The organism is Actinomycetospora cinnamomea (assembly GCF_003096675.1).
Lineage (GTDB): Bacteria > Actinomycetota > Actinomycetes > Mycobacteriales > Pseudonocardiaceae > Actinomycetospora > Actinomycetospora cinnamomea.
Genome location: NZ_QEKW01000004.1, coordinates 343,924 through 370,554, shown reverse-complemented (window position 1 = coordinate 370,554; position 26,631 = coordinate 343,924). Strand labels below are relative to the sequence as shown.

The window sequence follows — 26,631 nt, the reverse complement described above, 5'->3', positions numbered from 1 at the left end:
GCATGCTGCCGGGCACCCCCCGGACACGTCCGGGCACCCGCTCTCCCCGCCCCTCCCCCACAGGCGTCGACACATCGTCCACCCTCCGCCACCGACGGCAGCCGCGACCCGCTCTCCTGGTCCGGATGAGCCTATCGTGATCCACACGCCACGAGCGGTCATCACGCTCCGGCGCGCCGCGGCCGCGTTCGCGATCGCAAAGCGTCGCCCAGCGGTGGCCGTCGCCGGACGCCCGACGCCGGCCACGCTGGTTACCGACGGGTAGCCTCGGTCACCTCTCGCAGCGCCGAGGGCCCTACCGGCCGTTACAGTGCCGCCCACGCAGTCGTTGTTCTCAAACCGGGTCGCCACCACAGGCCCGGCTCACGGGGAGGTCCCGTCGTGGTCGTCCGTTTGGTCCTGGGGCTCGCCCTGACCCTGGTCGTGGCCGCGGTGTCGGCCCGCCGGGCCTGGTGGCTCTACCGCCTGATCGCGTCCGGGCAGCCCGACGCGAAGCGCGCCGAGGGCCTCGGCCAGCGCGTGCGCGCCCAGTTCGTCGAGGTGTTCGGGCAGCGCAAGCTGCTGCGCTGGTCGATCCCCGGTCTCGCCCACCTCTTCACGATGTGGGGCTTCATCATCCTGCTGACGGTCTACATCGAGGCCTACGGCGCCCTGTTCGTCGAGGACTTCCACATCCCGCTGATCGGACGCTGGGCCGTCCTGGGCTTCCTGCAGGACTTCATCGCGATCATGGTGCTGATCTCGATCATCGCGTTCGCGATCATGCGCCTGCAGCAGGCACCGGAGCGCCGCGCCCGGACGTCCCGCTTCTACGGGTCCCACACCGGCGGCGCCTGGCTGATCCTGTTCCTGATCTTCAACGTCGTGTGGACGCTGTTCGCCTTCCGCGGCACGGCCTCCGCGGCGGGCAACCTGCCCTACGAGTCGGGGGCCTGGGCCTCGATCGGCGTCGGCTACCTCTTCTCCGGGCTCTCGGAGACGACGCTGTTCGTCCTGGAGACGATCTTCCTGCTGCTGCACATCGCGGTGGCGCTGATCTTCCTCGTCGTCGTGCTCTACTCGAAGCACCTCCACATCTTCATCGCCCCGATCAACGTCTCGGCGAAGCGCCTGCCGAAGGCGCTCGGCCCCGTGCCGCCGATCGAGCACGAGGGCAAGCCGATCGACTTCGAGGACCCGCCCGAGGAGGCGTCGTTCGGTCGCGGCAAGATCGAGGACTTCACCTGGAAGGGCATGCTCGACTTCGCGACGTGCACCGAGTGCGGTCGCTGTCAGAGCCAGTGCCCGGCGTGGAACACCGGCAAGCCGCTCTCGCCCAAGCTCCTGATCATGGACCTGCGCGATCACATGTTCGCGAAGGCGCCGTACATGATCGGCGGAAAGACCGCGTCCATCGGAGGTGGGCCCGAGGAGGGCGCGGCCACGCAGGCGGGGGCGAACAACCCGGGCGAGCCCGTGCACGACGGCCACGGCGTGCCGGAGTCCGGCTACGAGCGCTACCGCAAGAGCGACGACGTCCAGGCCTCGCGCCCGCTCGTCGGCACGGCGGAGCAGCTCGGCGTCATCGACCCCGACGTCCTGTGGTCGTGCACCACCTGCGGCGCGTGCGTCGAGCAGTGCCCCGTCGACATCGAGCACGTCGACCACATCATCGACATGCGCCGCAACCAGGTCATGATCGAGTCGGAGTTCCCGGCCGAGCTGGGCGTCCTGTTCCGCAACCTGGAGAACAAGGGCAACCCGTGGGGCCAGAACAACTCGGCGCGCATGGACTGGGCGAAGGACCTGCCCTTCGAGGTGCCCGAGTTCGACGGCGAGCTGCGCCCCGAGACCGAGTACCTCTTCTTCATCGGCTGCGCCGGCGCCTTCGACGACAACGCCAAGAAGACCGTGCGCGCGACGGCCGAGCTGTTGCACATCGCGGGCGTCGACTACGTCGTCCTCGGCAAGGAGGAGAGCTGCACCGGTGACCCGGCGCGGCGCTCGGGCAACGAGTTCCTCTTCCAGATGATGGCCGCGCAGACCAAGGAGATGCTCGACGCCGTCTTCGAGGGCCGCGAGCCGGGCACGCGCAAGATCGTCACCACGTGCCCGCACTGCATGAACACCCTCGGGCGCGAGTACCCGCAGCTCGAGGGGCACTACGAGGTCGTCCACCACACGCAGCTGCTCAACCAGCTGGTGCGCGAGAAGAAGCTGGTGCCGGTGGCGCCGGAGTCCTCGCCGGTGCCCGCCGCGAAGAAGCTCGACATCAACCCGGCGACCGGCCTGCAGTACCACGGCCCGCACTCCGACGGCACCGAGCGCGGCCTCATCACCGCGGGCGGCCACGGCACCCCGGGCCACGACGCCGACCAGGCCGCGCCCGCCGGCGTCGCCCTCGCCGAGAAGCACGGCGGGGACGGGGCGTCGAGCGGCGCCACGAACGGCCACGGCGGGACCAACGGCCACGGCTCGTCGCACGGCGAGGGCGCCGCGCGCAAGACCGTGACCTACCACGACCCGTGCTACCTGGGCCGGCACAACGAGGTCTACACGCCGCCGCGCGAGCTCGTGGAGGCCGCGGGGGCCGAGCTCAAGGAGATGCCCCGCCACGCCGACCGGGCGCTGTGCTGCGGCGCGGGTGGTGCGCGGATGTGGATGGAGGAGCACATCGGCAAGCGCATCAACATGGAGCGCGTGGACGAGGCCATCCAGACCGAGACCGACACGATCGCGACCGGTTGCCCGTTCTGCCGCGTGATGCTCACCGACGGCCTCACCGAGCGCCAGAGCGAGGCCACGGCCGTCGGCACCGAGGTCATGGACGTCTCGCAGATGCTCCTCGCGGCGGTCAAGCGCGGGCGGCCCGAGACCGACACCGTCGGCGACTCCGACCCCGACACCGCCGCCACCGCGGGCAACGTGCAGAACCCGTCGGCCGAGAGCTGACGGGCCCCCGCTCCGCCGGGGACGAACGGCGCCCTCGCTGCTTCCCGAGCAGCGAGGGCGCCGTTCGTGTCTCGGGCCCGGCCTATCGGAACGAACGCGCTGTTCGCTGCTTCTACGCGCGCGAAGTCCCCGTTCGCGATGCCGACACGCCGCACGCCGACCGCCTCGATAGGGTCCGCGCGTGCTGCTCTCCGACCGCGACATCCGCGCCGAGATCGCGGCCGGACGCGTCGGGCTCGACCCGTTCGACGCGACGCTGCTGCAGCCCTCGAGCGTCGACCTGCGTCTCGACCGGCACTTCCGCACGTTCAACAACCATGCGTACACGCACATCGACCCCGCGCTGCAGCAGGACGAGCTGACACGCCCGGTCGAGCCACCCGGCCCCGACGAGGCGTTCGTCCTGCACCCCGGCGAGTTCGTCCTCGGCTCGACGTACGAGGTCATCTCGCTGCCGGACGACATCGCCGGTCGCCTCGAGGGCAAGGCCCTCGCTGTCGACACCCCGGTCCCGACACCGACGGGGTGGACGACGATGGGTGACGTGCGCGTCGGGGACGAGGTCTTCGGCCTCGACGGTCGACCGGTACGGGTCATCGCGACGACCGAGGTGATGCTCGGCCGCCCCTGCTACGACGTCCGGTTCTCCGACGGCGAGGTCGTCACCGCCGACGCCGCCCATAGGTGGCGGACGACGACGAAGCCTGCGCGGAAGCGTCAGCATCCCGCTACCGTCAGCACGACGGAGGAGATCGCCGCTAGCTTGCGCTGGCACGACGAGGTCAACCACCACGTCGAGCTGGCCAACGCGGTGCACTGTCCCGAAGCTGATCTCCCGATCGACCCGTATGTCCTGGGCGTCTGGTTGGGCGACGGCACCAGCAGCACAGCGGAGGTGACCTGCGGGCCCGGAGATGAGCAGATGCTCGATGAGATCCGCGCCGCCGGACACGACGTTGGGAAGGCTTCCGGTCGGTACGCGTACCGCGTCGGTGGTCTCTGCCGGGGTCGCGTCGGCCGGACCCGCGACGCGGGCGGGCGCTACAGCGCCGATGGATCGCTCTCGAGCGCGTTGCGCGCACTCGGTGTGCTCGGCAACAAGCACATCCCCGTCGCCTACCTCCGCGGCAGCATCGGCCAGCGCCTCGCACTCCTCCAGGGCCTCATGGATTCGGACGGGTACGTCGACGTCGCTGGGCGCTGCGAGTTCGTCAACATGCGCGAGGACCTGTCGAACGGTGTCGCCGAGCTCGCCGCGAGCCTCGGCCTCCGCCCGCGACAGCGCAAGAAGCGGGCCAACTTCCGCGGCGTCGAACACGGCCTCGCGCACCAGGTGAAGTTCACGCCGTGGTTCGAGGTGTTCCGCCTCGAGCGGAAGGTCGCGCGGCTCAAGACCCCCGACCGCCGCCGTCACCTGCACCGTGGCATCGCCGATGTGCAGGCGACCGGCTCGCGTCCCGTGCGCTGTATCCAGGTCGCGGCAGCGGACGGCATGTTCCTGGTCGGCCGTACCTTCATCCCGACCCACAACTCGAGCCTGGGTCGTCTCGGGTTGTTGACCCATTCCACCGCCGGATTCATCGACCCCGGTTTCTCGGGTCACGTCACGCTCGAGCTCTCGAACGTGGCGAACCTGCCGATCCGGCTGTGGCCCGGGATGAAGGTCGGCCAGCTCTGCCTGTTCCGGCTGTCGTCGCCCGCCGAGCACCCCTACGGTTCGCCCGTCTACGGCTCGCGCTATCAGGACCAGCGGGGCCCGACGCCCTCGCGCTCGTTCGTCAACTTCCGGCGCGGGTTGTCCGAGGACGGGCGCTGACCTACCCCACCAGCCCGCCGGCGCGGTGCACGCGGTTGCGGCCGGAGTTCTTCGCGGAGTAGAGCGCCCGGTCGGCCTCGCTGAGCAGGGCCTCGCCGTCGCCGGCGTGCTCGGGCAGGCCGGCGACGCCGAAGGACGCGGTGACGAGTTGCTTGTCGCCGCGCCGGAAGTCGGCCTCGACGCGGGCGCGCAGGCGCTCGGCGAGCTGGACGGCGTCGTCCGGGCCCCCGCGCGTGACGAGGATGGCGAACTCCTCGCCGCCGTACCGGTAGGCGGTCTCGCCGTCGCGCATGGCCGTGCGCAGGGTGCTCGCGACCTCCTGGAGCACCACGTCGCCCTGCTGGTGCCCGTAGCGGTCGTTGAGCTCCTTGAAGTGGTCGAGATCCAGCATGATCACCGACATCGGCGTGCCGTGACGCTTGGCGTTGGCGACCGCCGAGTCCAGATCGGCCCCCAGCCGCCGCCGGTTGGCCAGCTGCGTGAGCGGGTCGAACTGGGAGAGCCGCTCGGTGGCGGCGTGCAGGCGGCTGGCCTCGATGGCCGAGCCGGACAGCGTCGCGAGCATCTCGACCGCGGACAGGCGCTGGCCCTCGACCTCGCCCTCGACCGAGTCGTAGCACTCGAGGATGCCGATCACTCGCGCACCGACGACCAGCGGCACCGCCACCGCCGCGTCCTCCCCGGTCTCCGGGTCGCCGCGCGAGATCTGCCCGTAACGCGCCGATCGCCCGACGACGCCCACTCCGAGGTGGCAGTGGGTCTCCATCGGCGCGACCGGGCCGCGGTCGGAGTCGTAGGCGAGCTCGAGGCCGTTGCCGTCCTCCTCGAGCAGCCACAGCAGCACGCGACCGTCGGTGACGGCCACCGCCGCCTGGACGGTCGAGTCGATGACGTAGCGGGTGTTCAGACTGCCCGCGATCTCGCGGGTCATGATCAGGATGGTGCGCAGCCGGTCGGTCTGGGCCTGCAGTCGCTCGGCCTGGGCCGCGGCCTCCTCGCGCTGCCGGCGCAGCGCTACGGTCATGTCCGCGAGCCCGTCGCGCAGCGCGACGAGCTCGGCGGAGCCGTCCACGGGGTGGGGTGGGGTCAGCCGGCCCTCGCCGATGTCGCGGACGGAGGCGAGCAGGCCGTCGACGGGGGCGACGACGTGGCGTTGCAGGCGTTGTCGGCCGCGCAGCGCGACGAGCAGCGTCGCCACGCCGACGAGCGTCAGGAGACCGCCGACGATCCACTGCGTGATCACGTTGCTGCGGTCGGCCGCGTCGATCGCGGCGAGGGTGTCCGCGCGCGTGGCGTCCTTGCGGGCGGTGTAGTCGTCGAAGAGCGCCTTGCCCTGCTTGAGGAACAGCTCGACACCACCGGGCGGGGGAAGCCGCCGCGCCTGATCGGCCCACTCGGCGCGCCAGCGCTGCTGAGCCAGCAGGAGGGCCAGCACGTCCTGACGCAGCTGGGGCTCCTCGAGGAGGTTGACCATCTGCGTGTCGGCGGCGGCGAGGACGGGCGCGGCGTCGGTGGCGGTGTCGGCGAAGAACTGGTCGCCGGTGGCGAGGTAGCCGCGCAGTGCCGCGTCCATGTCGAGCATGGCCTGGTGGGAGTCCTCGAGGGCCAGCAGACCGCTCTGCAGACGCTGGTCCGTCGGTGTCGTGACGGCCGCGGACCACACGAGCCGGAAGACGACCAGCACGACGATCACGAGGGCGGCGATCGAGACCGTGAGCCCGAGCCGCTGCACCTCGTGGATCAGCCTGGGTGCTGGCTTCACCGGCTCCCCCTCCTGCCCCCTCTGGTCCACCAGGTCCATCAGGCTTGCGGGGCATGACGTTAGCCGGGAGCGGGTACAGCCTCTACTTTTCGTGCTCTCCTCATCACTGAGTGATGATCGAGCGACCGATTCTCGCGCAGAGTGACGTGCGTCAGGCGGACAGATGCCTCCGCGAGCGATCCGTCGGCAGCCGGACGATCCGAGTACCGTCGCCGCTCGTCAGGCGCTCACGCACGAGGCGCTGGGTGGCGGCCGCGACGCGCACGTCCTCGGGCGGGACACGGCGGGCGTCCTGGGTGGCGACGAGGGCGGCGACGGCCGCCTGGTTCGCGGCCTCGACCGCCGGGACCCCGTCGACGGGGACCGCCACGACCGGGACGTCCCGCCACACCGCCACCTGGGTGGCGGCCAGGGCGCTGGGCGACCCGCCACGGACGAGGACGGCAGCGGGACGGTCGTCGTCGACGAGGGAGTCGAGGCGCGGCAGCAGCGCCGCGATCTCCGCCACGGGCCCGGCGTCGGGACGGTCGACCAGCAGCACGCGGCCGGCGAGGGCGCCGAGGTCGTCGAGCGCCTCGTCGACGCCCATCGGGTCGGGTCCGGTGGCGACCAGGACCGGGCGGACCTCGGGATCACGCACCGCCAGCGGGGCGAAGGCGGTGGCGTCGTCGACCGAGGCCACGACGACGAAGAGCTCGGGAAGGGCGAACTCGTCCTGCTCACGCGCAGTCATGGCGGCCTCCTCCCCGGGGGTCCCGGCTCCCATGGCGCTGACCAGCCAACACGACGCCGACGCCCAGCAGGAGGCCGTCTCGATGGATCTACCCCGACGACGCAACGCGTCGTGACGCTCCGTGCGATCCCGTCGCGCCCAACCCGTGATCGGACCGTGATCGAGCGGCGAACGACACCGATGTGGTCACCGACGGCACCCGAGGACGGGCCCCCGTCGCAGGCGCCGGAGTGCCGTGTAGGCTCTGAGCCAGACGCGCGAGTGTAGTTCAATGGTAGAACATCAGCTTCCCAAGCTGAGAACGCGGGTTCGATTCCCGTCACTCGCTCCAGAGCTGTTCTCGCTGGTCACAGGCCCGCCACCCGATCGCCCGGGGGCGGGCCGCGTCGTGTTCGGGCCCGTCAGCTCGTCGCTGCGCGCAGGAGCGGGCGCACCGTCTCCGCGAGCTCGCGGGGGTGCTCGTCGTACGCGGCGTGACCGCCCGGCGTCATGGCGACGTCCACGCCCAGACGACGAGCGAGACGGGCAGAGATCTCGGCGCGCACCGGATCCCCGTCCGAGCTGACGAGCACGGTCACCGGTACGCCGACGGCGGCGAGGATGGCGTCGTCGGGCAGGTAGAGCTCGTAGGTCCCCAGCTCGACCTCGAACAGGGTCGCGGCGCTCGCACGGAGTCGCTCCCTCAAGGCGACCGGGAGCCGTTCCCACGCGTCCTCGCCGGCCACGGAGCGCCAGAACGCCTCCACCGCTGCCGGTGGCCCACCCGTGGCCATCGCGGCCCCGGTCCGCGCCCTCATCGGGGCCCGCGCGGCGTCGGCGTCGTCCAGCAACGCGAACAGGCCCGGCTCGTGGAGGACCGCCCCACTCACGCACCGCGGATGGCGGACGAGCAGGCACAGCGCGAAGTTCCCGCCGCTGCTCGTCCCGAACACCGCCGCAGGACGCATTCCGAGCGCATCGAGGAGGGCCGCCGCGTCGTCGGCCTGCTCCTCGGGTGAGGTCGTCGTCCAGTGCGGTGGCACGGGGCTGCGCCCGTTCCCGCGCCTGTCGTAGGTGACGACGGTGAACTCGTCGGCCAGGGCGTCGGCGAGCGCGTCGAAGTGGCCGCCGTCCCCCGTCGCTCCCATGACGAGCAGCACCGGCGGCCCCGTGCCCCTCACCTCGTGGTGCAGCTCGGTCCCGTTCACCGTGGCTGTCGGCATGGCGCGGCCCCGGCCCGGGCGTCGCCGTCCGGACGCGGTCCCCTCGGCTCGGATCAGGCCGGGAGTCCGACGGCGTTGACCGCGTCGACCTCGTGGTAGTCGTTCTTGCTGACCTGCCCGACGACCGATTCGACCATCTCGCGCACGGCTTGCTGGTCGGGAGCCTCCCAGAGGCACACGGCGTGCGTCCCGTCGCTGCTGGGGAAGACACCGTGCAGCGCCACGCCCTCGGGCATGGGCTGGCTCATGGCCTCCTGCGCGGCGCTCCAGAACGTCGATGGTTCGGTGATCTCGTGCACGACGGTGATGTACACGGCGAGCCCCTTCCTGACCGCGGTCGACTCGTCCCCGGCCTCGCTCGCTCAGCGTGACACGAATCACGATGCGTTGCTCATGGCATCGCCCGATGAGACGCAGCGGGCCGACCTGCGGTGACGTCTCGTGCACACGACGGTGGGCGCGAGGGCGACGCCGGGGCCGTGCGCCGACCCGACGTCAGCCGTGCAGCGCCAGCACCGCGATCCGCAGCCCCGAGGGCCCGGCGGCGAGGACGTAGCCGGCGGTGAACCCGGCGATCCCCACCCTGCGGCGCCCATCCCGCGGTGCCCACCCTGCGATGCCCACCCTGCGATGCCCACCCTGCCGGGAGTGGTGCGCTACGGGTCGAACCCCGCCTCCCGCAGGACCTCCGCGAGCTCCCCGAGCCCCTGACGTCCGGTGAGCGTGCCCGGCAGGAGCGGGACCCGCACCAGGTCCGGCTCGTCGAAGCGCACCGCCAGGCGGGCCAGGACCTCGTCCTGCTGGGCCCGCCGTCGCGCGAGGACCCCGGTCTCGGTCTCGGGAACGACCCTGTTGACGATCACCTGACCCAGCCGCAGGCCGGTCTCGGCCACCGTCTCCGCCGCCCGCAGCGTCTCCGTCAGCGGGAGGTGCTCAGGGACCAGCACCAGGTGCACGAGCGCCTCGGCCGCGAGCCGCGACCGCACGGCCTCGAGCCGCGCGCGGCGGGCGTGCAGCCGCTCGAGCAGCGGGTCCGGCTGCTCCTCGGCGCGGCCCAGCAGCCCCGCGACCATCCGGTCGGCGTCGCGTGCCTTCGTCCGTTGCCGGGCGAGACCCTCGATCCACGGGGCGAGCAGGGCGGGGAGGCTGAGCAGCCGCAGCATGTGACCGGTCGGCGCGCTGTCCACGACCAGGTCGTCCCACCGGTCGCCGACCTGCTCGACGAGCTCGGTGAGGCGGTCCAGCAGTGCCGACTCCACCGTGCCCGGGCTCTCCGTCGCGCGCGCCAGGTGCCGGCGCACCGCCGGGAGGACCTCGCGCGGCAGCGCCTGCTCGGCGTCGGTCGTGATCTCGGCGATCCGGCGCCGGGCCTGCGCCTCCCCGCTGATCTCGGCCGCCCACAGCAGGGGGGCCACCGCGCGCGGCTCCTCGCCCAGCTCGCCGCCCAGGGCGTCGCCCAGCGAGTGCGCGGGATCGGTCGACACGAGCAGGGTGCGGCGCCCGGCGCCCGCCCGTGCGACGGCGAACGCCGCGGCCAGCGTCGTCTTGCCGACCCCGCCCTTGCCCCCGAAGAACCGGATCAACAGCAGACCCCGGGATCGCCGAAGCTCTCCCGGCCCATCCGCTGGTGCCACGCGTGGAGGTCGGCGACCAGGTACGGGATCAGGTCGAGCGTCTCGTAGGCGACCGGGTTGTCCACCCCGAGCGTCTCCAGCAGCACCAGCGCCCGCAGCGTGTCCTCCTGGCGGCGGGCCTCCCGCTGAAGACCCTGGCGCCAGCGGGCGACGAAGACCTGGTCGTGCCCGCGTTCGAGCGTGCGCCAGATCGACGCCAGCCGCGACCGGGCGCTCACCTCTCGCGTTCCGGCTCGCGTTCGACCTCCGGCGTGCGGGTCGAACGCCAGGCCGCACGCAGGCCGAGGCTCGCCTCGACGATCAGCCAGACAGCGAGCACGAAGATGATGAGGTCGAGCGGCGCGAGGACCCAGTCGCCCTCGCCGACGAACTCGACGAGGTTGATGATCAGCGCCCAGGTCGTCATGACCAGCAGGAAGACCAGCGGGATCAGCACCGCGACGGGGTTGCGCCGGTTCCTGGTCACCCACACCGCGATGACGGCCAGGGCCAGACCCGCGGTGAGCTGGTTGGTGGTGCCGAAGAGCTGCCAGAGCACGCCGAAGGTGTAGCCGTCCTCGCCGCCCCCGGGCAGCAGTGCCATCACCAGCGGGACCCCGACCGCGATCAAGCTGGCCAGCGTGGCGTTGCGGGAGAGCTTCGTGGCGCCGGCGACGTCGGCGATCTCCTGGACGATGTAGCGCTGGAGCCGCACCCCGGTGTCCATGGTGGTGGCCGCGAAACTGATGACCACGATCGCCGCGAAGATCGTCGCGATCGAGAGGGGCACGCCCAGGTTGCCCGCGAAGCCGGCCACGCCGTCGACGAAGTTGCCCGTGGCCCCGTCCGAGGCCGTGGCGAAGTCGGAGTAGAGCGCGTTCCAGTCGGTGGTCGACGCCGCCACCCCCGCGGTGCAGGCCAGGATCGTGGCGAGGGCGAGGGAGCCCTCGCCCACCGCGCCGAAGTAGCCGACGTAGCGCGCGTCGGTCTCCTTGTCCAGCTGCTTCGACGTCGTCCCCGACGCGACCAGGCTGTGGAACCCGGACACCGCCCCGCAGGCGATGGTGACGAAGAGCAGCGGGAACCAGCTCGGGGAGTCCGGCGGGGTGTCGTTGACGGCGGGGGCGACGATGCGGTCCATGCCGACCGTCACGCCCAGCGCGATCACCCCGAGGGCGATGAACAGCTGGTGGGAGTTGATGTAGTCGCGGGGCTGGAGCAGGACCCAGACCGGGATGCGCGACGCCACGAACGTGTAGGCGAACAGCAGGATGACCCAGATGTTGCGCTCGGTGAAGAACCCGCTGTCGGCCGCGAGGAACTCCAGCGAGATCGGCACGGCCTGCCCCACGAGGATCGACAGGTAGAGCAGCACGACACCGATGAGCGACGGGACCAGCGCGGCGCTGCGGGTGCGGTAGACGTACTGGCCGATCCCGATCGCCAGCGGGATCTGGAAGAGGATCGGGAGGACCGCTTCCGGGTTCGCCACGAACAGGGTCGCGATCACCACGGCGAAGACCGCGTTGACCAACGTCAGCAGGAAGAAGATGATCAACAGGAACAGGGTGCGCGACCTCTTGTTGATCACGTCCTGGGCCAGCGTGCCGATGCTGCGGGCCCGGTGGCGCACGGAGACGACCAGCGCGCCGAAGTCGTGCACGCCGGCCGCGAAGATCGTGCCGAGCACCACCCACGTCAACGCGGGGAGCCAGCCCCAGAACACGGCGATCGCGGGGCCCACGATGGGCGCCGCCCCTGCGATCGAGGTGAAGTGGTGGCCGAACAGCACGTGCTTGTTGGTCGGCACGAAGTCGACGCCGTCACGCATCGCGTGCGCGGGGGTGGCGAACGCGGGATCGAGGGCGTACACCTTCTCGGCCAGGTACTTCGAGTAGTAGCGATAGCCGAGGAAGAACAGCACGGCGACGGTGAGCGCGACAACGACAGCGGGCATGGCTCACTCCACGGGCAGCGTCGGCGAGGGGTCGCCCGAACGAGCGTCCACCGGGAACTCCGCGTGACGGATCGGGTTCGCAAAGTAACACCGGGGACCTCGACCGAGGAGAATCGTAAGGTGAGCGCAATGTTCGCGTCCTGGCGCCGCGCGATCACCGCCGAGCTGTGCTGGATCGAGCCCGACGGCCGCCCCGTCGCCCTCGCGGTGACGCCGCTGGTGGTCGACGGGCTCCCGGTCGTCGCCCTGCCCTACGCCCACGCACCCGTGGTGAGCGGCCTGCGGGCCGCCGAGCAAGCGGCGTTCGTCGTCAGTGACTCCCGCTCGTTGCGCCGCGACGAGACCGGCCGGGCCGCGATCGGCCGGGTCGAGGTCACCGACGACACCGACGGCGGCCTCCTCGTCGACGAGGTGCTGGGGCAGGAACTGCGGAAGTACCCACCGTCGCGGTCGCTGGTCGACAGCCCCCTGCTGCGCCGGGAGAACTGGTGGTGGCTCCCCCGGATCGTCGTGCGGCTCGACCCCGCCACCGCCGAGGAGGTCGCGGTGCCCCGGCGGACCAACCCGCGCGCGCACCGGCTGCTGGTCCGCGACGCCGGCGACCGGCCCGGGATCGACGTCGTCGAGGTCCGGGGCGGCGGAGAGCGCCTCAGCCTCACCGGCCTCGCGGGGGAGCGGCTGCGCGGGGACGGCGCGGGCGCCACCGTGTTCGGCTACGACTACTCCCAGCCCGACCTCGAGCGCTGGGAGTCGTGGTCGGTGCACGGCACCCTGTTCGGCGACGAGCTGGTGGTGTCGGGCCGGGAGGGCGACCCGGAGCGCGACCTCGGCCCGCTGCCCCTCCTGCGGCGCCTCTCCCGCCACCGCGAGCTCAGCCGGGGCTGCCGGCGGGGGATCGCAGCGGCCGAGCGCGCCCGCCACCGCTGACCGCACGCTCCCCCGACCGTCCTGCCCGGGCGGTCGAGGGGCGCCGCGCGCGTCATCACTCCGCGAGCAGCTCGTCGAGCTGTTCGTAGCCCTCCCGGACCCCGACCTCCATCCCGCTGGCGACCATCGCGTCCCGGGCCTCGATCGACTCGAACAGCGACAGGCCCTCGATCCGGGTGCGGCCGTCGCCGAGGTCGGTGAAGGTCATCGTCTCCAGGGTCACCGAGTCCGGGAAGCCCTCGTAGCTGAACGTCTGCACGATGCGCTCGGTCGGCCGGACCTCGTGGAACGAGCCGTAGAACACGTACTCGCCGTCGTCGTCGCGGTGGGTGTAGCGGTACGCGCCCCCGGTCTCGGCGTCGAAGCGGTGGATTTCCATCGTCAGGTTGCGCGGGCCGAGCCAGCGCTTGACGAGGTCGGGATCGACGTGGGCCCGGAAGACGTTCGCGACGGGCGCGTCGAACTCCCGGGCGATGCGGACCGTGGGCGCCGCGGGGTCGGCGGTGATCGTGGTCTCGCGGGTCGTGGTGCTCATCAGGAGACTCCTCGCTGCGTGTCGGGTCGGGTCTGCTCGGGATCCATCTCGGCGAGGACGTCGTCGAGACGGCGGTAGCGCTCCTCGGCCTGGCGCCGGTAGCGCTCGATCCACTTGGTCATCAGGTCGAAGACCTCCGCCTCGAGGTGGACCGGCCGGCGCTGGGCCTCACGCGTGCGGCTCACGAGCCCCGCCTCCTCCAGCACCTTGAGGTGCTTGGACACGGCCTGGACGCTGACGTCGTAGGGCTCGGCGAGCTCGTTGACGCCGGCGTCCGCGACGGCCAGGCGGGCCACGATGTCGCGCCGGATGGGGTCGGCGAGTGCCGAGAACACCCGGTTCAGCTGGTCGTCCACGCTCACTCCTTGTTCAACCTTGCGGTTGATAAGACAGTAGCGCACGTGTGCGCCGTGTCCAACCCCCAAGTTGAAGACGCGGGGTGGCGGGTGCCCCGGACCTCCCCGAGGATCGGCGCCCATGACCCCCGGACCCGCGTCCCGCATCGACCCCGAGCTCGCCGCGGCGATCGCGCGGCTCGAGGCCGACGGCTGGCTGCCGATGACCCGCGACGACGTGGGCGAGGCGCGCCGGGTGTACCGCGAGCTGGCGCTGGCACGGCGCGGGGACGCCGTCGCCGAGGTCGGGTCGGTGCACGACGACGTGGTACCGGGCACCCCTGATGGCGAGGCCGACGTCGCCGTGCGCGTCTACGAGCCGGTGGGCGAGCAGCGGGCCGTCACGGTGGTGTGGCTGCACGGAGGCGGCTGGGTGCTGGGCGACCTCGACACGGCCGACGCCTCGGCGCGGCGGGTCTGCGCGCACCTGGGGGCCACGGTGGTCTCCGTCGACTACCGCCTCGCGCCCGAGCACCCGCACCCGGCGCCCCTGACCGACGCCCACACCGCGCTGCGCTGGGCCGCGACGCTGCGCGCGGCCGACCGGCTCGTCGTCGGAGGCGACAGCGCGGGCGGGGGCCTGGCCGCCGGCGTCGCGCTGCTCGCCCGCGACTGGGGTCCGCGCCTCGACGCGCAGCTGCTGCTCTACCCCGGCCTCGACCCCTCGATGACCCGGCCGTCGGTGGCGGAGAACGCCGACGGCCCGTTCCTCACCCGCGCCGACCTCGCCTGGTTCTGGGAGCGGTACCTGCCCGACCCTGCCCTGCGCGACGACCCGTCGGTGGCGCTGTCGCGGGCCGGCGACCTCGACGGCCTCGCGCCCGCTGTCGTCGCGACCGCCGAGCTCGACCTCCTGCGCGACGAGGGCCGCGCGCACGCCGACGCGCTCGAGGCCGCCGGCGTCGCGGTGCGGCGGCTCGAGGGGGCGGGGCTGACGCACGGGTGGTTCGGGCTCGGCGCCGCGTCGACCGCCGCCCGCGCGGAGGGCGACCGCGCCCTCGACGCCCTGCGCGCGTTGCTCGCGGCCTGACGGTCCGACACGCAGGACACGCCCGGCGGCGTCCCGCTGCGCCGAAGGGTCCGCGAGCCCCGCGGGGTCGGCACCGGGTCGTCGTGCCGACCGCTCGGCGCCGGCGGGACCGCCCGTCGTCCGCGGTGCTCCGTTCGCGGGTATGCGCGGGTGCGCATCGGCCGACCGGCACCGCCCGTCGGACCTCTCGCCGCCACGACCCGGGTGTCCGGGGACTCCCGGAGCCCTCGGGAGCACCGAGGGGTGCGACGCCGAGCGTCACCGGCTCGCTACGTTGCGGACCGTCCGATCACGGGACGGTCACGACGGCAGCTCCCCTCCGCAACGCCGCCGGTCCGTCCGCCCCCGACGGTGAGCGAGGTGACGGTGGGACGACACGGGCGGCAGGGCCACGGTCCGCGCACTCCGGTCGACCTCGGCGGTACCCGGACCGCCCCGCGCGCGACCTCCCGCGCGCGCACAGGCTCCGGCTCGGTCCTCGTCGCCGCCGTCGCCGCCGGCGCCGTGCTGCCCGCGGTGCAGACCCTGGACACCCACGTCGCCGACGCCGAGGCCCCGCAGGCGGCGCCCGCCGCGCCGGCCACCGCCGCGCTGGCCCTCGCCGCCCAGCACCGTGCCGCCGTCGCGTCGGGGGCCGTCGCCGCCGTCAGTCCCGTGACGATGCCGGCCACGACCGACCGGACCTCCTCGTCCTCGTCGTCCTCCGACGACGACGGGCCGAGCGCGGGGGACGCCGGCGACGTCTCCGCGCTGCTCAAGAGCATGGAGGTCGAGCGCGAGAACGGGCCGCTGGAGTTCGGGCGCCCCTACGAGGCCGGCAACGAGCGCACGCTCGACGGGCAGATCGCCCGGGCGCTGGGTCTCCTGGGGCTGCCGCAGCGCCTGGCGCCGGGCGTCAAGAAGATCATCATGCGGGAGTCCACCGGCGACCCGGACGCCGTGAACAACTGGGACTCCAACGCCGCCGCGGGCACGCCGTCGAAGGGGCTCATGCAGCTCATCGACCCGACCTTCCGCAACGCGGTGCTGCCCGAGCTGGCCGACCGCGGCATCTTCGACCCCGTCGCCAACATCACGGCCGGGATCCGCACGATGATCGCGAACCACAGCATCGACGACGTCATGGCGGGCGGGCTGCGCAACTCGTCGGGCGACTACATCGGCTACGGCGGCGCGGCGATACCCGACGACGGTCTGGGCCGCGCCGACTGACTCGACCCCGGGCGTCCGGGACGTCACTTCACACGGACGACACAATCGTGTCCACCGACCTATGCTCCTCGTGACCGATCGGGAGCGGGGGGTCACGATGACGACGACGTCTCCGGGTGCCGGCGGGACCGCCGGCCCGGACCAGCAGGAACTGCCGCCCGCCGGGGTGGACGACGAGGTGCTCGACGAGCAGCGCCGGCGCTGGACGCCGCTGCGGATCGCGACCTGGACCGCGATCGCCCTGCTGGGCGGTCTGGGCTGGGTGATGCTCGCGCTCATCCGCGGCGAGACGGTCAACGCGATCTGGTTCGTGTTCGCCGCGGTGTGCACCTACCTCATCGCCTACCGCTTCTACTCGACGTACATCGAGCGCAAGCTCCTGCGCCCCGACGACCGGCGGGCCACCCCCGCCGAGTACGCCGAGAACGGCCAGGACTTCGTGCCCACCGACCGGCGCGTGCTCTACGGGCACCACTTCGCCGCGATCGCTGGCGCCGGCCCGCTCGTCGGACCCGTCCTCGCCGCCCAGATGGGCTATCTGCCCGGGACCATCTGGATCGTCGTCGGCGTGGTGCTCGCCGGCGCCGTGCAGGACTACCTGGTGCTGTTCTTCTCGATGCGCCGCGGCGGGCGCTCGCTCGCGGCGATGGCCCGTGACGAGCTCGGACGCGTCGGGGGCGCCGCGGCGGTCGTCGCGACGCTCGCGATCATGATCATCCTGATCGCCGTGCTGGCCCTGGTGGTCGTGCAGGCGCTGGGCGAGAGCCCGTGGGGCGTGTTCTCGGTGGCGATGACCGTGCCGATCGCGCTGTTCATGGGCTTCTACCTGCGCTACCTGCGACCGGGGAAGGTCGGCGAGGTCTCGGCGATCGGCGTCGCGCTGCTGCTGCTGGCCATCGTCGCCGGCGGATGGGTCGCCGAGAGCGGCCTCGCCGAGTGGTTCACGTTCGACCGCACGACCCTCGCGTGGGGCGTGGTGATCTACGGTGTGGTCGCCGCGGTCCTGCCGGTCTGGATGCTCCTCGCGCCGCGCGACTACCTCTCGACCTTCATGAAGATCGGGACGATCGTGCTGCTGGCGGTCGCGGTCATCGTGGTCCGCCCGGACGTCATGGCCCCGGCGTGGAGCGAGTTCGCCGGCGACCCCGCCGGGGGCCCCGTCGTGCCGGGGCCGCTGTTCCCGTTCCTGTTCGTGACGATCGCCTGCGGCGCGCTGTCGGGGTTCCACGCGCTGATCTCGTCGGGCACCACCCCGAAGCTCGTCGAGAAGGAGCGCCAGACGCGCTTCATCGGCTACGGCGGCATGCTCATGGAGTCGTTCGTCGCGATCATGGCGCTGGTCGCCGCGGTGTCGATCGACCGCGGCATCTACTTCGCCATGAACGCTCCCACGGCCGCCACCGGCGGCACCGTGGAGACGGCGGCGCTGTGGGTCAACTCGCTGGGGCTCGCCGGGGTGAACATCACGCCGGACGTGCTCGCCGGCACCGCCCAGGCGGTCGGCGAGCAGAGCATCGTCTCGCGCACCGGCGGCGCGCCGACCCTCGCGCTCGGCCTGGCCAACATCCTGGCCCAGTTCTTCGGCGGCGCCGCGTTGATGAGCTTCTGGTACCACTTCGCGATCATGTTCGAGGCGCTGTTCATCCTCACCGCGGTCGACGCGGGCACCCGGGTGGCGCGCTTCATGCTCCAGGACGCGGTGGGCACCGTCGTCCCGAAGTTCCGGGACATGTCGTGGCGCCCCGGGGTGTGGATCGGGACGCTCGTGATGTGTGGCGCCTGGGGCGGCATCCTGATCATGGGCGTCACCGATCCCCTGGGCGGGATCAACACGCTCTTCCCGCTGTTCGGCATCGCCAACCAGCTGCTCGCGGCCATCGCCCTGGCGGTGTGCCTCGCGATCGTCGCCCGCCGCGGCACCGTCCGCTACCTGTGGATCGTGCTGGTGCCGCTCGTCGCCGTCGCGGTCATCACGGTGACGGCATCGCTGTACAAGATCTTCTCTCCGACGCCCGGGGTGGGGTACTGGGCGCAGCACTTCGCCTACCGGGACGCCATCGCCCAGGGACGCACGAGCATGGGTGCGGCGAAGACGCCCGAGCAGATGGAGGCGGTCGTCCGGAACACGTTCATCCAGGGCACCCTGTCGATCGTGTTCCTCGTGCTCACGCTGGTGGTCATCACCGCCGCCGCGCTGGCCGCGCTGCGCTCGGTCCGGGCGGGCGGGTTCCCGAGCGCCGAGCGGGAGGCCGTCCCGTCGCGGATCTACGCCCCGTCGGGCCTGGTCCCGCAGGCCGCCGAGAAGGAACTGGAGAAGCGGTGGCTGGCCGAGGTCGGGGCGCCGTCACGCACCGGCGGCCACTGATGGAGGCGCTGGTGCGGGCCTGGCGCGGCTGCGCGTGGTGGTTCCGGGGCGTCGTCGGCGCGGACGCCTACGAGCGCTACCTCGCCGCCCACCACCGGGGAGGCCACACCCACCCGCCGATGGGCGAGCGCGAGTTCTGGCGGGCCCACGTCGACCATCAGGAGCGTCACCCGCAGGGGCGCTGCTGCTGAGACGTCGCTGCTGAGACGTCGCTGCTGAGACGTCGCTGCTGAGACGTCGATCCCGAGCCGCGTAGCGGGAGCGGCTCTGGGCACCCGGGGGCCATGAGCGATCGCACCTGGCTGGTGACCGGCGCGTCCCGTGGCCTCGGCCGCGCCCTCGTGGAGGCCGTCCTCGCGGCCGGGGACCGGGTGGTGGCGACGGCACGCGACGCCGGCACCCTCGACGACCTCGCCCGCGGGCACGGCGACCGGCTGCTGACCCGCGACCTCGACGTCACCGACCGCGACGCCGTGTTCGCGGTGGTCAACCAGGTCGCCGCCGAGACGGGCCGGATCGACGTGCTCGTCGCCAACGCCGGCTACGGGCTGGCCGGCGGCGTCGAGGAGGTCACCGAGGAGCAGGCGCGCCGCCAGGTCGAGGTGAACCTGTTCGGGGCGCTGTGGTCGCTGCAGGCGGTGCTGCCGACCATGCGCGCCCAGCGCCGCGGGCACCTGCTGCCGATCTCGAGCGTCGGCGGCGTCGGCGCCTTCCCGAACACCGGGCTCTACCACGCGACCAAGTGGGGCCTCGAGGGGCTGAGCGAGTCGCTCGCGCAGGAGGTCGCACCGTTCGGGATCCGGGTGACCATCGTCGAGCCCGGCCCGTTCCGCACCGACTGGAACGGCACGAGCATGGAGCGCGCGACCCCGATGCACGCCTACGACGACGTCCTCGGGCCCCGCCGGGCGGCCATGGACGGCTCGGCGGCGTTCACCCAGCCCGGGGATCCGCGGCGCGCGGGCGAGGCGATGGTGCGCGTCGTCGACAGCGACGACCCGCCCCGGCGCCTGCTGCTCGGCGAGATGGCCGCCGATCTGGCCCCGCGGCTGTGGCAGCAGCGCATCGACGAGGCCGCGGCCTGGCGCGACGTCGCCGTCGCCGCGGACTTCCCGCCCGACGAGCGCTGACCCCGACCGCCGACCCCGACCGCCGACCCCGACCGCCGACCCCGACCCCGACCCCGACCCCGACCCCCGACCCCCGACCGCAGCGAACGCGCTGTTCGCTGCTTCTACGCGCGCGAAGTCCCCGTTGATCACCAGACCGGCGCGGGCCGCGTCGGAGCGAACGCGCCGTTCGTACGCCTAGAAGCAGCGAACAGCGCGTTCGCTCCGTCGGGCGAGCCTCAGGCGCCCGGGCCCTTCTGGAGGACGGGGCGGAGGGTGTCGAGCACGCTCGCGTCGTCGATGGTCGACGGGACGGCCTCGTCGGCGCCGTCGGCGATGCCGCGCATGGTCTTGCGCAGCACCTTGCCCGAGCGGGTCTTGGGCAGGGCGGGGACGACGGCGACGTCCTTGAACGACGCCACGGCCCCGACCTCGTCGCGGACCATCCTCACGAGCTCCGCGGAGAGCTCGGACTCCTCGCGCTCCACCCCGGCCTTGAGCACCACGAACCCCCGGGGCACCTGGCCCTTCATCGCGTCGTGCACGCCGATGACCGCGCACTCGGCGACGTCGGGGTGATTGGAGAGCACCTCCTCCATCGAACCCGTCGACAGGCGGTGGCCGGCGACGTTGATGACGTCGTCGGTGCGACCCATGACGTAGAGGTAGCCGTCCTCGTCGAGGTAGCCGCCGTCGCCGGTGAGGTAGTAGCCCTCGTAGCGGCTCATGTACGACTCGCGGAAGCGCTCGTCGTCGTTCCACAGCGTCTGCAGGCAGCCCGGCGGCAGCGGCAGCTTGATCGTGATCGCGCCCTCCTCGCCGTGCGGCAGAACGGTGCCGTCGACGTCGAGGATCTCCACCTGGTAGCCGGGCACGATCACCGACGGCGAGCCGGCCTTGAGCTCCATCGGCTCGAGGCCGCGCAGGTTCGCCGCGATCGGCCAGCCCGTCTCGGTCTGCCACCAGTGGTCGACCACCGGGATGCCGAGCTTCTCCGAGGCCCACGTCCAGGTCTCGGGGTCCAGCCGCTCGCCGGCGAGGAAGAGCGTCTCGAGACTGGAGATGTCGTACTGCTCCAGGTACGACGCCTCCGGGTCCTCCTTCTTGATGCCGCGGAAGGCGGTGGGCGCGGTGAACAGCGCCTTGACCCGGTGCTCCTGGACCACCCGCCAGAACTGGCCCGCGTCGGGCGTGCCGACCGGCTTGCCCTCGTAGAGCACCGTCGTCGCCCCCGTGAGCAGCGGCGCGTAGACGATGTAGGAGTGCCCGACGACCCAGCCGACGTCGGAGGCGGTGAACATGACCTCGCCGGGCCCGACGTCGTAGACGTTCTCCATCGACCACCGCAGCGCCACGGCGTGCCCGCCGTTGTCGCGCTGGACGCCCTTCGGCTTGCCGGTGGTGCCCGAGGTGTACAGGACGTAGAGCGGGTCGGTCGCCGCGACCGGGACGCACTCGACCGGCTCGGCGTCGCGCATCGCCTCGGCCCAGTCGAGGTCCCGCTCGGTCATCGTGGCCTCGGCCTGCGGGCGCTGGAGGACGATCGAGCGGCCGGGGTCGTGCGAGGACAGCTCGATGGCCTTGTCGAGCAGCGGCTTGTACTCGATCACCCGCTTGCCCTCGATGCCGCAGGACGCGCTGACGATCGCCGACGGCTGGGCATCGTCGATGCGCACGGCGAGCTCGCGGGCGGCGAAGCCGCCGAACACCACGGAGTGGATCGCCCCGAGCCGCGCGCAGGCGAGCATCGCGATGGCCGCCTGCGGGACCATCGGCATGTAGATGATCACGCGGTCGCCCTTGTCGACGCCGACCGAGCGCAGCACCCCGGCGAAGCGCGCCACCTCGTCCCGCAGCTCGCGGTAGGTGAACCGCTGCCGGTCGTCCGTCACCGGGGAGTCGTGGATCAGCGCGACCTGGTCGCCGCGGCCGGCCTCCACGTGGCGGTCCAGCGCGTTGTGGCAGGTGTTGAGCTCGCCGCCGGCGAACCACCGTGAGAACGGCAGCGCCGAGGTGTCCATGATCGTCTCGGGCTCGCGGTACCAGTCGATCAGCACCGCGGCCTCGCGCCAGAAGCCGTCCGGGTCGGTCATGCTGCGGTCGTACGCGCGCCGGTACTCGCCACTCATGGGGGGCGACACTAGCCACGCATCCCGGCCGGACGCACCGCCTGACCCGACGGTTCCCCCCGATCCCGGATCGGCGCCGGGTGGCCCGCGGTTCCGGGACCTTCGGCCCACGCCGTCGCCGACAAAATGTAGGAACAATAAGCGTGTCCTGCTCCCCGTGAGGAACCGGAGACGCCATGACCACGCCGCGACGGGCCGCCCGGACCCCTCTCCTCGAGCGGCTGGTCCCCCTCGTCGGCTTCGTGCGCCGCTCGGACCGCGCGTCGCTGCGCACCGACGCCGTCGCGGGGCTCACCGTCGCCGTCATGCTCGTCCCCCAGAGCATGGCCTACGCGAGCCTCGCCGGGCTGCCGCCGGTCGCGGGCCTCTACGCGGCGATCGTGCCGGTGGTGGTCTACGCGCTGCTCGGCACCTCGGGGGCGCTCGCGGTCGGGCCGGTGGCGATCACGGCGCTGCTCACCAGCACCGCCCTCGCCCCGCTCGCCGCCGGCGACCCGTGGCGCTACGCGGCCCTCGCCGGCCTGCTCGCGCTCATGGTCGGGGCCCTCCAGCTGCTGCTCGGCGCGCTCCGTCTCGGTGTGCTCGTGAGCTTCCTGTCCCACTCGGTGCTCTCCGGCTTCACCTCCGCGGCGGCCCTGGTCATCGCGGCCAGCCAGCTGAAGGACCTGCTCGGGCTGCGCATCCCGCGCGCCGAGGACTTCGTCGGGATCGTCACCTCGGTGGCGGGCGCGCTGGGGACGACGCAGGGACTGACGGCCCTCGTCGGGCTCGGCAGCGTCGCCGCGCTGCTGGTCCTTCGGCGCTTCGTCCCGCGCCTGCCGGGGCCGCTGCTGGTGGTCGTGGTGGCCACCGCGGTGAGCGCGCTGGCCGGCCTCGGCGAGCGCGGGGTCCGCATCCTGGAGACGGTGCCCGCCGGGCTGCCCGCGCCGGTGGTCCCGCCGCTCGCGGTCGCCGACCTCACCGCCCTCGCCCCGTCCGCCGCGGCCATCGCGCTCGTCGCCTACATGGAGGGGATCGCGGTCGCGAAGGCGCTCGCCGCGAAGGCGGGCCAGCGGGTCGACCCGAACCAGGAGCTGATCGCCGTCGGTGCGGCCAACGCCGCGGCGGGGGTGTTCCAGGCGTTCCCGGTGGCCGGCGGGTTCTCGCGCAGCGCCGTGAGCTTCCAGGCCGGGGCCCGCACCCCGGTCGCGTCCCTCGTGGCCGCGCTCGTCGTGGCCGTGACCGCGCTGGTGCTGACGCCGCTGTTCTTCCACCTGCCGAGCGCGGTGCTCGCCGCGGTGGTCGTCGTCGCGGTCCTCGGGCTCGTGGACCGTGCCTCCGCCGTCTCCGCGTGGCGCACCCGGCGCAGCGACGGCGTCGCGGTCCTGCTCACGTTCGCCGCGACCCTGACCCTCGGGGTCGAGCCGGGCCTGGCCGCCGGGGTGGTCTTCAGCCTCGCCGTGTTCCTCTGGCGCTCGGCGCGTCCGCACACCGCCGAGCTCGGCCGGGTCCCCGGCAGCGCCGTCTACCGCAACACCGCCCGCTACGAGGTGCTCACCGACCCCGCGGTCCTGCTGCTGCGGGTCGACGGGCCGCTCTACTTCGCCAACGCCGAGCGGCTGACCGACCAGGTGACCGGCATCGTCGAGGACCGCCCCGACCTGCGCGCGGTCGTGCTCGACGCGTCGGCGGTCAGCGACACCGACACCGACGGCGCGCACGCCCTCGACGCGCTGCGCGAGCGGCTCGCCGACCGCGGCGTGGCCCTGCACCTGGCGACCGTGCGCGGCCCGGTCCGCGACCTGCTCGCCCGCGCCGAGGTGTGGCCGGCGTTCACCGCGGTCGGCGCCGTGCACCGCGACGTCGCGGCCGCGGTCGAGGTCGTGGACCCCGGCGGCCGCAGCCCGCTCCGCTCTCCCGCCGAGCCCGCGCGGACGGACCTCAGCGGGGTGCTCTGAGGACGAGGGCCGGCGCCGTCAGGCCTTGACCTTCGCCGCCACGCGCCGGGCCCCGGCGAGCACCTCGCCGGGATCGACCCGTGTGGGCACGCCGTCGCCGAGGACCTGCTCGCCCGCCACCCAGACGTCGCGCACGCCGCGGGACCCCGCCGCCCACACGAGGTTGGAGATCAGCTGGACGTCGTCGTCGGGGTCGACGAACGACGCGTCGTCCAGCGCGACGTGCACGAGGTCGGCCCAGGCGCCGGGGGCCAGCACGCCGAGGTCGTCGCGGCCGAGCGCGCGGGCGCCCTCCCGCGTGGCCAGGGCCAGCGCCCCGGAGGCGGTGAGCGCGGTGGCGTCGGCCCCGCGCTGGCGGGCGAACAGCGACGCGAGGCGCTGCTCCTCCCACAGGTCGAGGTCGTCGTTGGACGCCGGCGAGTCGGTGCCCAGGCCGAGCCGGATGCCCGCGGCGCGCAGGTCGGTCAGCCGCGCCACGCCCGCGGCGAGCTTCGCGTTCGACCCCGGGCAGTGGGCGACGGCGACGTCGTGGCGGGCGAGGATGGCGATGTCGTCGTCGGAGAGCTGGATGGCGTGCGCGGCGAGCACCCGTCCACCCAGCGAGCCGGTCGCCTCGAGCATCGCGGGCACCGAGCCGAACTCGGCGCGCACCGCGTCGTCCTCGCCCGGCGCCTCGGCGACGTGCAGGTGCATCAGCGCGCCGCGCTCCCGGGCCAACGCGGCCGTGGTGACGATCGCCTCGGTCGGCAACGTGTACGCGGCGTGCGGGCCGTAGCCCAGCTCGATCCGCTCGCCGGGCCCGAACCGCAGGCCGTCGGCGTCGATCCAGCGGGTGATCGCGTCGCGCATCTGCTGCCAGGTGCCGAGGCGCTCCATGCCGGGCGCGGTGATGATCCCCGGGGTCAGCACGACACGGGACCCGATCTCCAGCACGGCCTCGACCACGTGCTCGCTCTGGAAGTACATCTCGGCGGAGGTGGTGACCCCGCCGCGCAGCATCTCCGCCGACCCGGCGAGCATCCCCGCGCGCACGTCGGCGCCCCCGAGCCGGGCCTCCGCGGGCCAGACGACCTCGAGCAGCCAGCGCATCAGCGGCAGGTCACCCCCCAGCCCCCGCAGGACCGTCAGCGGGGTGTGGGCGTGGGCGTTGACCAGGCCAGGCATCACCAGACCCGCGAGCTGCGTCACCGGTGCGTCGGTGGCCGGCGCCGCGTCCGCCGGTCCGACGTGGGCGATCCGCCCGTCGTCGTCCACGTCGACCACGGCGTCGCGCAGCACCGTCATGTCCTCGTCGCAGGGCAGGACCACCGGGGCGTGCAGGCGGCGCGCTGTGCTCACGGCGCCCATCCTGGCCCACCCCGGCCCGGCGCGAGCGGGGAGTTCGCGCGCATAGAAGCAGCGAACAGCGCGTTCGCTGCACCAGAGGCGGTGCGCTACCGCTCCAGCAGGGAACGCAGGGAGCGCAGCGGGGGCAGCCAGGCGCCGGCGTCGGGCAGGGTGTCGAGGCTGACGCGCGGCAGGGGCTCGCGGAAGACGCCCTCGATGTCCTCGAGGTCGAGGAAGTCGACGATGTCCGACGCCACCGCGAACGCCGCGTACTCGCGGAACCCGATGACCGTGACCGTGATGCCCTCGGCGACCAGGTCCTCGAGCGGCTCGCGGAACGCGCGCCCGTCGCCCGAGGCCACGACGACGTGCGAGAGCCCGCCCTCACTGCGACGCAGCGCGATGTGGGCGAGCATGTCCGAGTCGACGTCGGAGTCGTCGGTGGTCTTCGGCTTCGCGAACACCGCGAACCCGACGTTGCGCAGCGCCTCGACCCAGGGCCGCACGATCTCGGTGGAGCCGGGCACCACGTTGGTGAACACGGTGGCCTCGGCGACCCCGTCCGGGCCCGCCTCGGAGAGCAGCCAGCGTCCGACGGCGTCGAAGCGGGGCCGGAACGCCGAGGTGGGCCGCGTGCCCAGCAGCGAGCCGAGGCTCATGTCGATGTTGGGGGCGTCCCAGACCAGCAGGGTGCGCCCGGGGACCTCCACGGCCTCGACCGCGCCCTCGTCACCGGCGTCCTCGATCCCCCCGGAGAGCGCGGCGGGCGGGGTGGCGAGATCGGCGGGCGACGGGGACGGCGACACGGGCCCGACTCTAACGGCCCGGCGGCGGACGCGACGGGTGCTCAGGGTCGCCTCCCGGCGGGCTCGGCGTCGGGGGCGACGCGGGTGAGCAGCAGGTCGTGGCTCGGTCGTCCCTCCTCCTCGGCGCGCGTCTCGAACTTGGTGCGCGGACGCCAGCCCGGGCGCGGCGCGAACCCACCGTGAGGGTTGTGCAGCAACGGCTCGGCGTCGGTGACCTCCTGCATCCAGGCGGCGTAGTCGGCGACGTCGGTGGCGAGGTGCAGCGTCGCGCCGGGCGCGAGCCGGGAGGCCATCAGCGTCACGGTCGCGGGCTGGACGAGGCGCCGCTTGTGGTGGCGGCGCTTGGGCCAGGGGTCGGGGTAGAAGACGCGCAGGCCCGCCAGCGAGTCCGGCGCGACGAGCTGCTCGAGCACCACGACGGCGTCGCCGCGCAGCAGCCGCAGGTTGGTGAGCTCCCGCTCCTCGAGGCGCATGAGCAGCTGGGCGAGCCCGGGGGGATAGACCTCGACGGCCACGTGGTCGGTGTCGGGCTCGGCGGCGGCCAGAGCGGCGGTCGTCTCGCCCATCCCGGACCCGATCTCCAGGCGCAGCGGGGCGGTCCGCCCGAACCACGCCGGAGCGGCGAGCCGGCCGTCGGCGTCCCGGGGCGGTGGTGGGCCGTCGCCGTGACGGTCGAAGCCCGGGGCGACGGCCCCGTAGCGCGCCCACAGGCGGTCCCACGCGCGCTGCTGCCCGGCCGTCATCCGCCCGCCGCGGTCGGTGAAGCTCACGACCGAGCGCCGCGGGACGTCCGCGCCGGACGCCGGCAGCGTGTCGTGGTCGGGCCCCATCCCCCGATCCTCACAC

At 73.1% G+C, this 26,631-nt stretch carries 22 protein-coding genes, 1 tRNA gene and 3 pseudogenes; 12 read left to right on the top strand and 14 right to left on the bottom strand.

Annotated elements, in window-relative coordinates; translation table 11 throughout:
- The first annotated feature begins 381 nt into the window (after window positions 1-381).
- From C8D89_RS10925 to dcd, 4 genes and pseudogenes are all read left to right on the top strand, one after another.
- On the top strand, window positions 382-2,931 hold the full coding sequence (locus C8D89_RS10925) for a heterodisulfide reductase-related iron-sulfur binding cluster (RefSeq protein ID WP_116708124.1): 2,550 nt from the start codon (window positions 382-384) through the stop codon (window positions 2,929-2,931).
- Window positions 2,932-3,112: 181 nt separating this feature from the next.
- Window positions 3,113-3,421 (top strand): annotated as a pseudogene (locus C8D89_RS10920) (dCTP deaminase); the annotation flags it as partial.
- 45 nt (window positions 3,422-3,466) lie between these two features.
- Window positions 3,467-4,258 (top strand): annotated as a pseudogene (locus C8D89_RS30960) (LAGLIDADG family homing endonuclease); the annotation flags it as partial.
- A 204-nt stretch (window positions 4,259-4,462) separates the two neighbouring features.
- Window positions 4,463-4,747 (top strand): annotated as a pseudogene (gene dcd / locus C8D89_RS10910) (dCTP deaminase); the annotation flags it as partial.
- A 1-nt stretch (window position 4,748) separates the two neighbouring features.
- Here the strand turns inward: dcd and C8D89_RS10905 are convergent.
- Window positions 4,749-6,509, bottom strand: coding sequence for a diguanylate cyclase domain-containing protein (locus tag C8D89_RS10905; protein WP_133251876.1), 1,761 nt, complete (start codon window positions 6,507-6,509; stop codon window positions 4,749-4,751).
- A gap of 151 nt (window positions 6,510-6,660) precedes the next feature.
- Window positions 6,661-7,242 (bottom strand): glycosyltransferase family protein, encoded by a 582-nt coding sequence (locus C8D89_RS10900; protein ID WP_116708122.1) that lies wholly within the window; start codon window positions 7,240-7,242, stop codon window positions 6,661-6,663.
- Window positions 7,243-7,499: 257 nt separating this feature from the next.
- Here C8D89_RS10900 and C8D89_RS10895 point away from each other — a divergent pair.
- Window positions 7,500-7,573 (top strand) — tRNA-Gly (locus C8D89_RS10895).
- Between the two features lie 70 nt (window positions 7,574-7,643).
- On the opposite strand, the gene C8D89_RS10890 is transcribed toward C8D89_RS10895, so the two are convergent.
- From C8D89_RS10890 to C8D89_RS10870, 6 genes are all read right to left on the bottom strand, one after another.
- Window positions 7,644-8,429: an alpha/beta fold hydrolase gene (locus C8D89_RS10890; protein ID WP_165825642.1), complete on the bottom strand. Its 786-nt coding sequence runs from the start codon at window positions 8,427-8,429 to the stop codon at window positions 7,644-7,646.
- A gap of 68 nt (window positions 8,430-8,497) precedes the next feature.
- Complete coding sequence (locus C8D89_RS10885; RefSeq protein ID WP_116708120.1) at window positions 8,498-8,758, bottom strand: hypothetical protein; 261 nt, start codon at window positions 8,756-8,758, stop codon at window positions 8,498-8,500.
- A 181-nt stretch (window positions 8,759-8,939) separates the two neighbouring features.
- Complete coding sequence (locus tag C8D89_RS30730; RefSeq protein ID WP_279323368.1) at window positions 8,940-9,068, bottom strand: hypothetical protein; 129 nt, start codon at window positions 9,066-9,068, stop codon at window positions 8,940-8,942.
- A gap of 32 nt (window positions 9,069-9,100) precedes the next feature.
- Window positions 9,101-10,033, bottom strand: coding sequence for an ArsA family ATPase (locus C8D89_RS10880; RefSeq protein ID WP_116708205.1), 933 nt, complete (start codon window positions 10,031-10,033; stop codon window positions 9,101-9,103).
- The gene (locus C8D89_RS10875) at window positions 10,024-10,296 is read right to left on the bottom strand and encodes a cory-CC-star protein (RefSeq protein WP_116708119.1); all 273 of its coding nucleotides are present in this window, start codon (window positions 10,294-10,296) and stop codon (window positions 10,024-10,026) included. The genes C8D89_RS10880 and C8D89_RS10875 overlap by 10 nt, the downstream gene beginning before the upstream one ends.
- Complete coding sequence (locus tag C8D89_RS10870) at window positions 10,293-12,014, bottom strand: carbon starvation CstA family protein (protein ID WP_116708118.1); 1,722 nt, start codon at window positions 12,012-12,014, stop codon at window positions 10,293-10,295. The genes C8D89_RS10875 and C8D89_RS10870 overlap by 4 nt, the downstream gene beginning before the upstream one ends.
- Before the next feature lie 129 nt (window positions 12,015-12,143).
- Between C8D89_RS10870 and C8D89_RS10865 the strand changes: the two genes are divergently transcribed.
- The gene (locus C8D89_RS10865; RefSeq protein WP_116708117.1) at window positions 12,144-12,941 is read left to right on the top strand and encodes a hypothetical protein; all 798 of its coding nucleotides are present in this window, start codon (window positions 12,144-12,146) and stop codon (window positions 12,939-12,941) included.
- A gap of 55 nt (window positions 12,942-12,996) precedes the next feature.
- On the opposite strand, the gene C8D89_RS10860 is transcribed toward C8D89_RS10865, so the two are convergent.
- The gene (locus C8D89_RS10860) at window positions 12,997-13,476 is read right to left on the bottom strand and encodes an SRPBCC family protein (RefSeq protein ID WP_116708116.1); all 480 of its coding nucleotides are present in this window, start codon (window positions 13,474-13,476) and stop codon (window positions 12,997-12,999) included.
- A complete protein-coding gene (locus tag C8D89_RS10855; RefSeq protein WP_116708204.1) occupies window positions 13,476-13,832 on the bottom strand; it encodes an ArsR/SmtB family transcription factor in 357 nt (118 codons plus the stop codon). The genes C8D89_RS10860 and C8D89_RS10855 overlap by 1 nt, the downstream gene beginning before the upstream one ends.
- Window positions 13,833-13,953: 121 nt before the next feature.
- Here C8D89_RS10855 and C8D89_RS10850 point away from each other — a divergent pair, with 121 nt between their 5' ends.
- The 5 genes from C8D89_RS10850 (at window position 13,954) to C8D89_RS10830 (ending at window position 19,608) form a co-directional block, all read left to right on the top strand.
- Window positions 13,954-14,901 (top strand): alpha/beta hydrolase, encoded by a 948-nt coding sequence (locus tag C8D89_RS10850; RefSeq protein WP_116708115.1) that lies wholly within the window; start codon window positions 13,954-13,956, stop codon window positions 14,899-14,901.
- A gap of 360 nt (window positions 14,902-15,261) precedes the next feature.
- Window positions 15,262-16,113 (top strand): transglycosylase SLT domain-containing protein, encoded by an 852-nt coding sequence (locus C8D89_RS30175; protein WP_243418006.1) that lies wholly within the window; start codon window positions 15,262-15,264, stop codon window positions 16,111-16,113.
- 97 nt (window positions 16,114-16,210) lie between these two features.
- Window positions 16,211-18,478 carry a carbon starvation CstA family protein gene (locus tag C8D89_RS10840; RefSeq protein WP_116708202.1) on the top strand — a complete coding sequence of 756 codons (2,268 nt, stop codon included), beginning with the start codon at window positions 16,211-16,213 and terminating at the stop codon, window positions 18,476-18,478.
- A gap of 11 nt (window positions 18,479-18,489) precedes the next feature.
- A complete protein-coding gene (locus C8D89_RS10835) occupies window positions 18,490-18,669 on the top strand; it encodes a CstA-like transporter-associated (seleno)protein (RefSeq protein ID WP_243418005.1) in 180 nt (59 codons plus the stop codon).
- Between the two features lie 93 nt (window positions 18,670-18,762).
- Window positions 18,763-19,608, top strand: a complete 846-nt coding sequence (locus tag C8D89_RS10830) for an SDR family oxidoreductase (RefSeq protein ID WP_116708113.1) — start codon at window positions 18,763-18,765, stop codon at window positions 19,606-19,608.
- A 218-nt stretch (window positions 19,609-19,826) separates the two neighbouring features.
- Here the strand turns inward: C8D89_RS10830 and C8D89_RS10825 are convergent, their stop codons facing one another.
- Entirely contained in the window at window positions 19,827-21,716 is a 1,890-nt protein-coding gene (locus C8D89_RS10825) for a propionyl-CoA synthetase (RefSeq protein WP_116708112.1), read from the bottom strand.
- Between the two features lie 176 nt (window positions 21,717-21,892).
- Here C8D89_RS10825 and C8D89_RS10820 point away from each other — a divergent pair, with 176 nt between their 5' ends.
- Window positions 21,893-23,653, top strand: coding sequence for a SulP family inorganic anion transporter (locus C8D89_RS10820; protein WP_116708111.1), 1,761 nt, complete (start codon window positions 21,893-21,895; stop codon window positions 23,651-23,653).
- Between the two features lie 18 nt (window positions 23,654-23,671).
- On the opposite strand, the gene C8D89_RS10815 is transcribed toward C8D89_RS10820, so the two are convergent.
- The 3 genes from C8D89_RS10815 to trmB all read right to left on the bottom strand — a co-directional run bounded on the left by C8D89_RS10815 (window position 23,672) and on the right by trmB (window position 26,615).
- Window positions 23,672-25,000 carry an amidohydrolase family protein gene (locus C8D89_RS10815; RefSeq protein ID WP_116708110.1) on the bottom strand — a complete coding sequence of 443 codons (1,329 nt, stop codon included), beginning with the start codon at window positions 24,998-25,000 and terminating at the stop codon, window positions 23,672-23,674.
- Between the two features lie 86 nt (window positions 25,001-25,086).
- Window positions 25,087-25,785 (bottom strand): NYN domain-containing protein, encoded by a 699-nt coding sequence (locus C8D89_RS10810; RefSeq protein ID WP_243418004.1) that lies wholly within the window; start codon window positions 25,783-25,785, stop codon window positions 25,087-25,089.
- Between the two features lie 41 nt (window positions 25,786-25,826).
- Entirely contained in the window at window positions 25,827-26,615 is a 789-nt protein-coding gene (gene trmB / locus C8D89_RS10805) for a tRNA (guanosine(46)-N7)-methyltransferase TrmB (RefSeq protein WP_116708109.1), read from the bottom strand.
- Window positions 26,616-26,631: the final 16 nt, after the last annotated feature.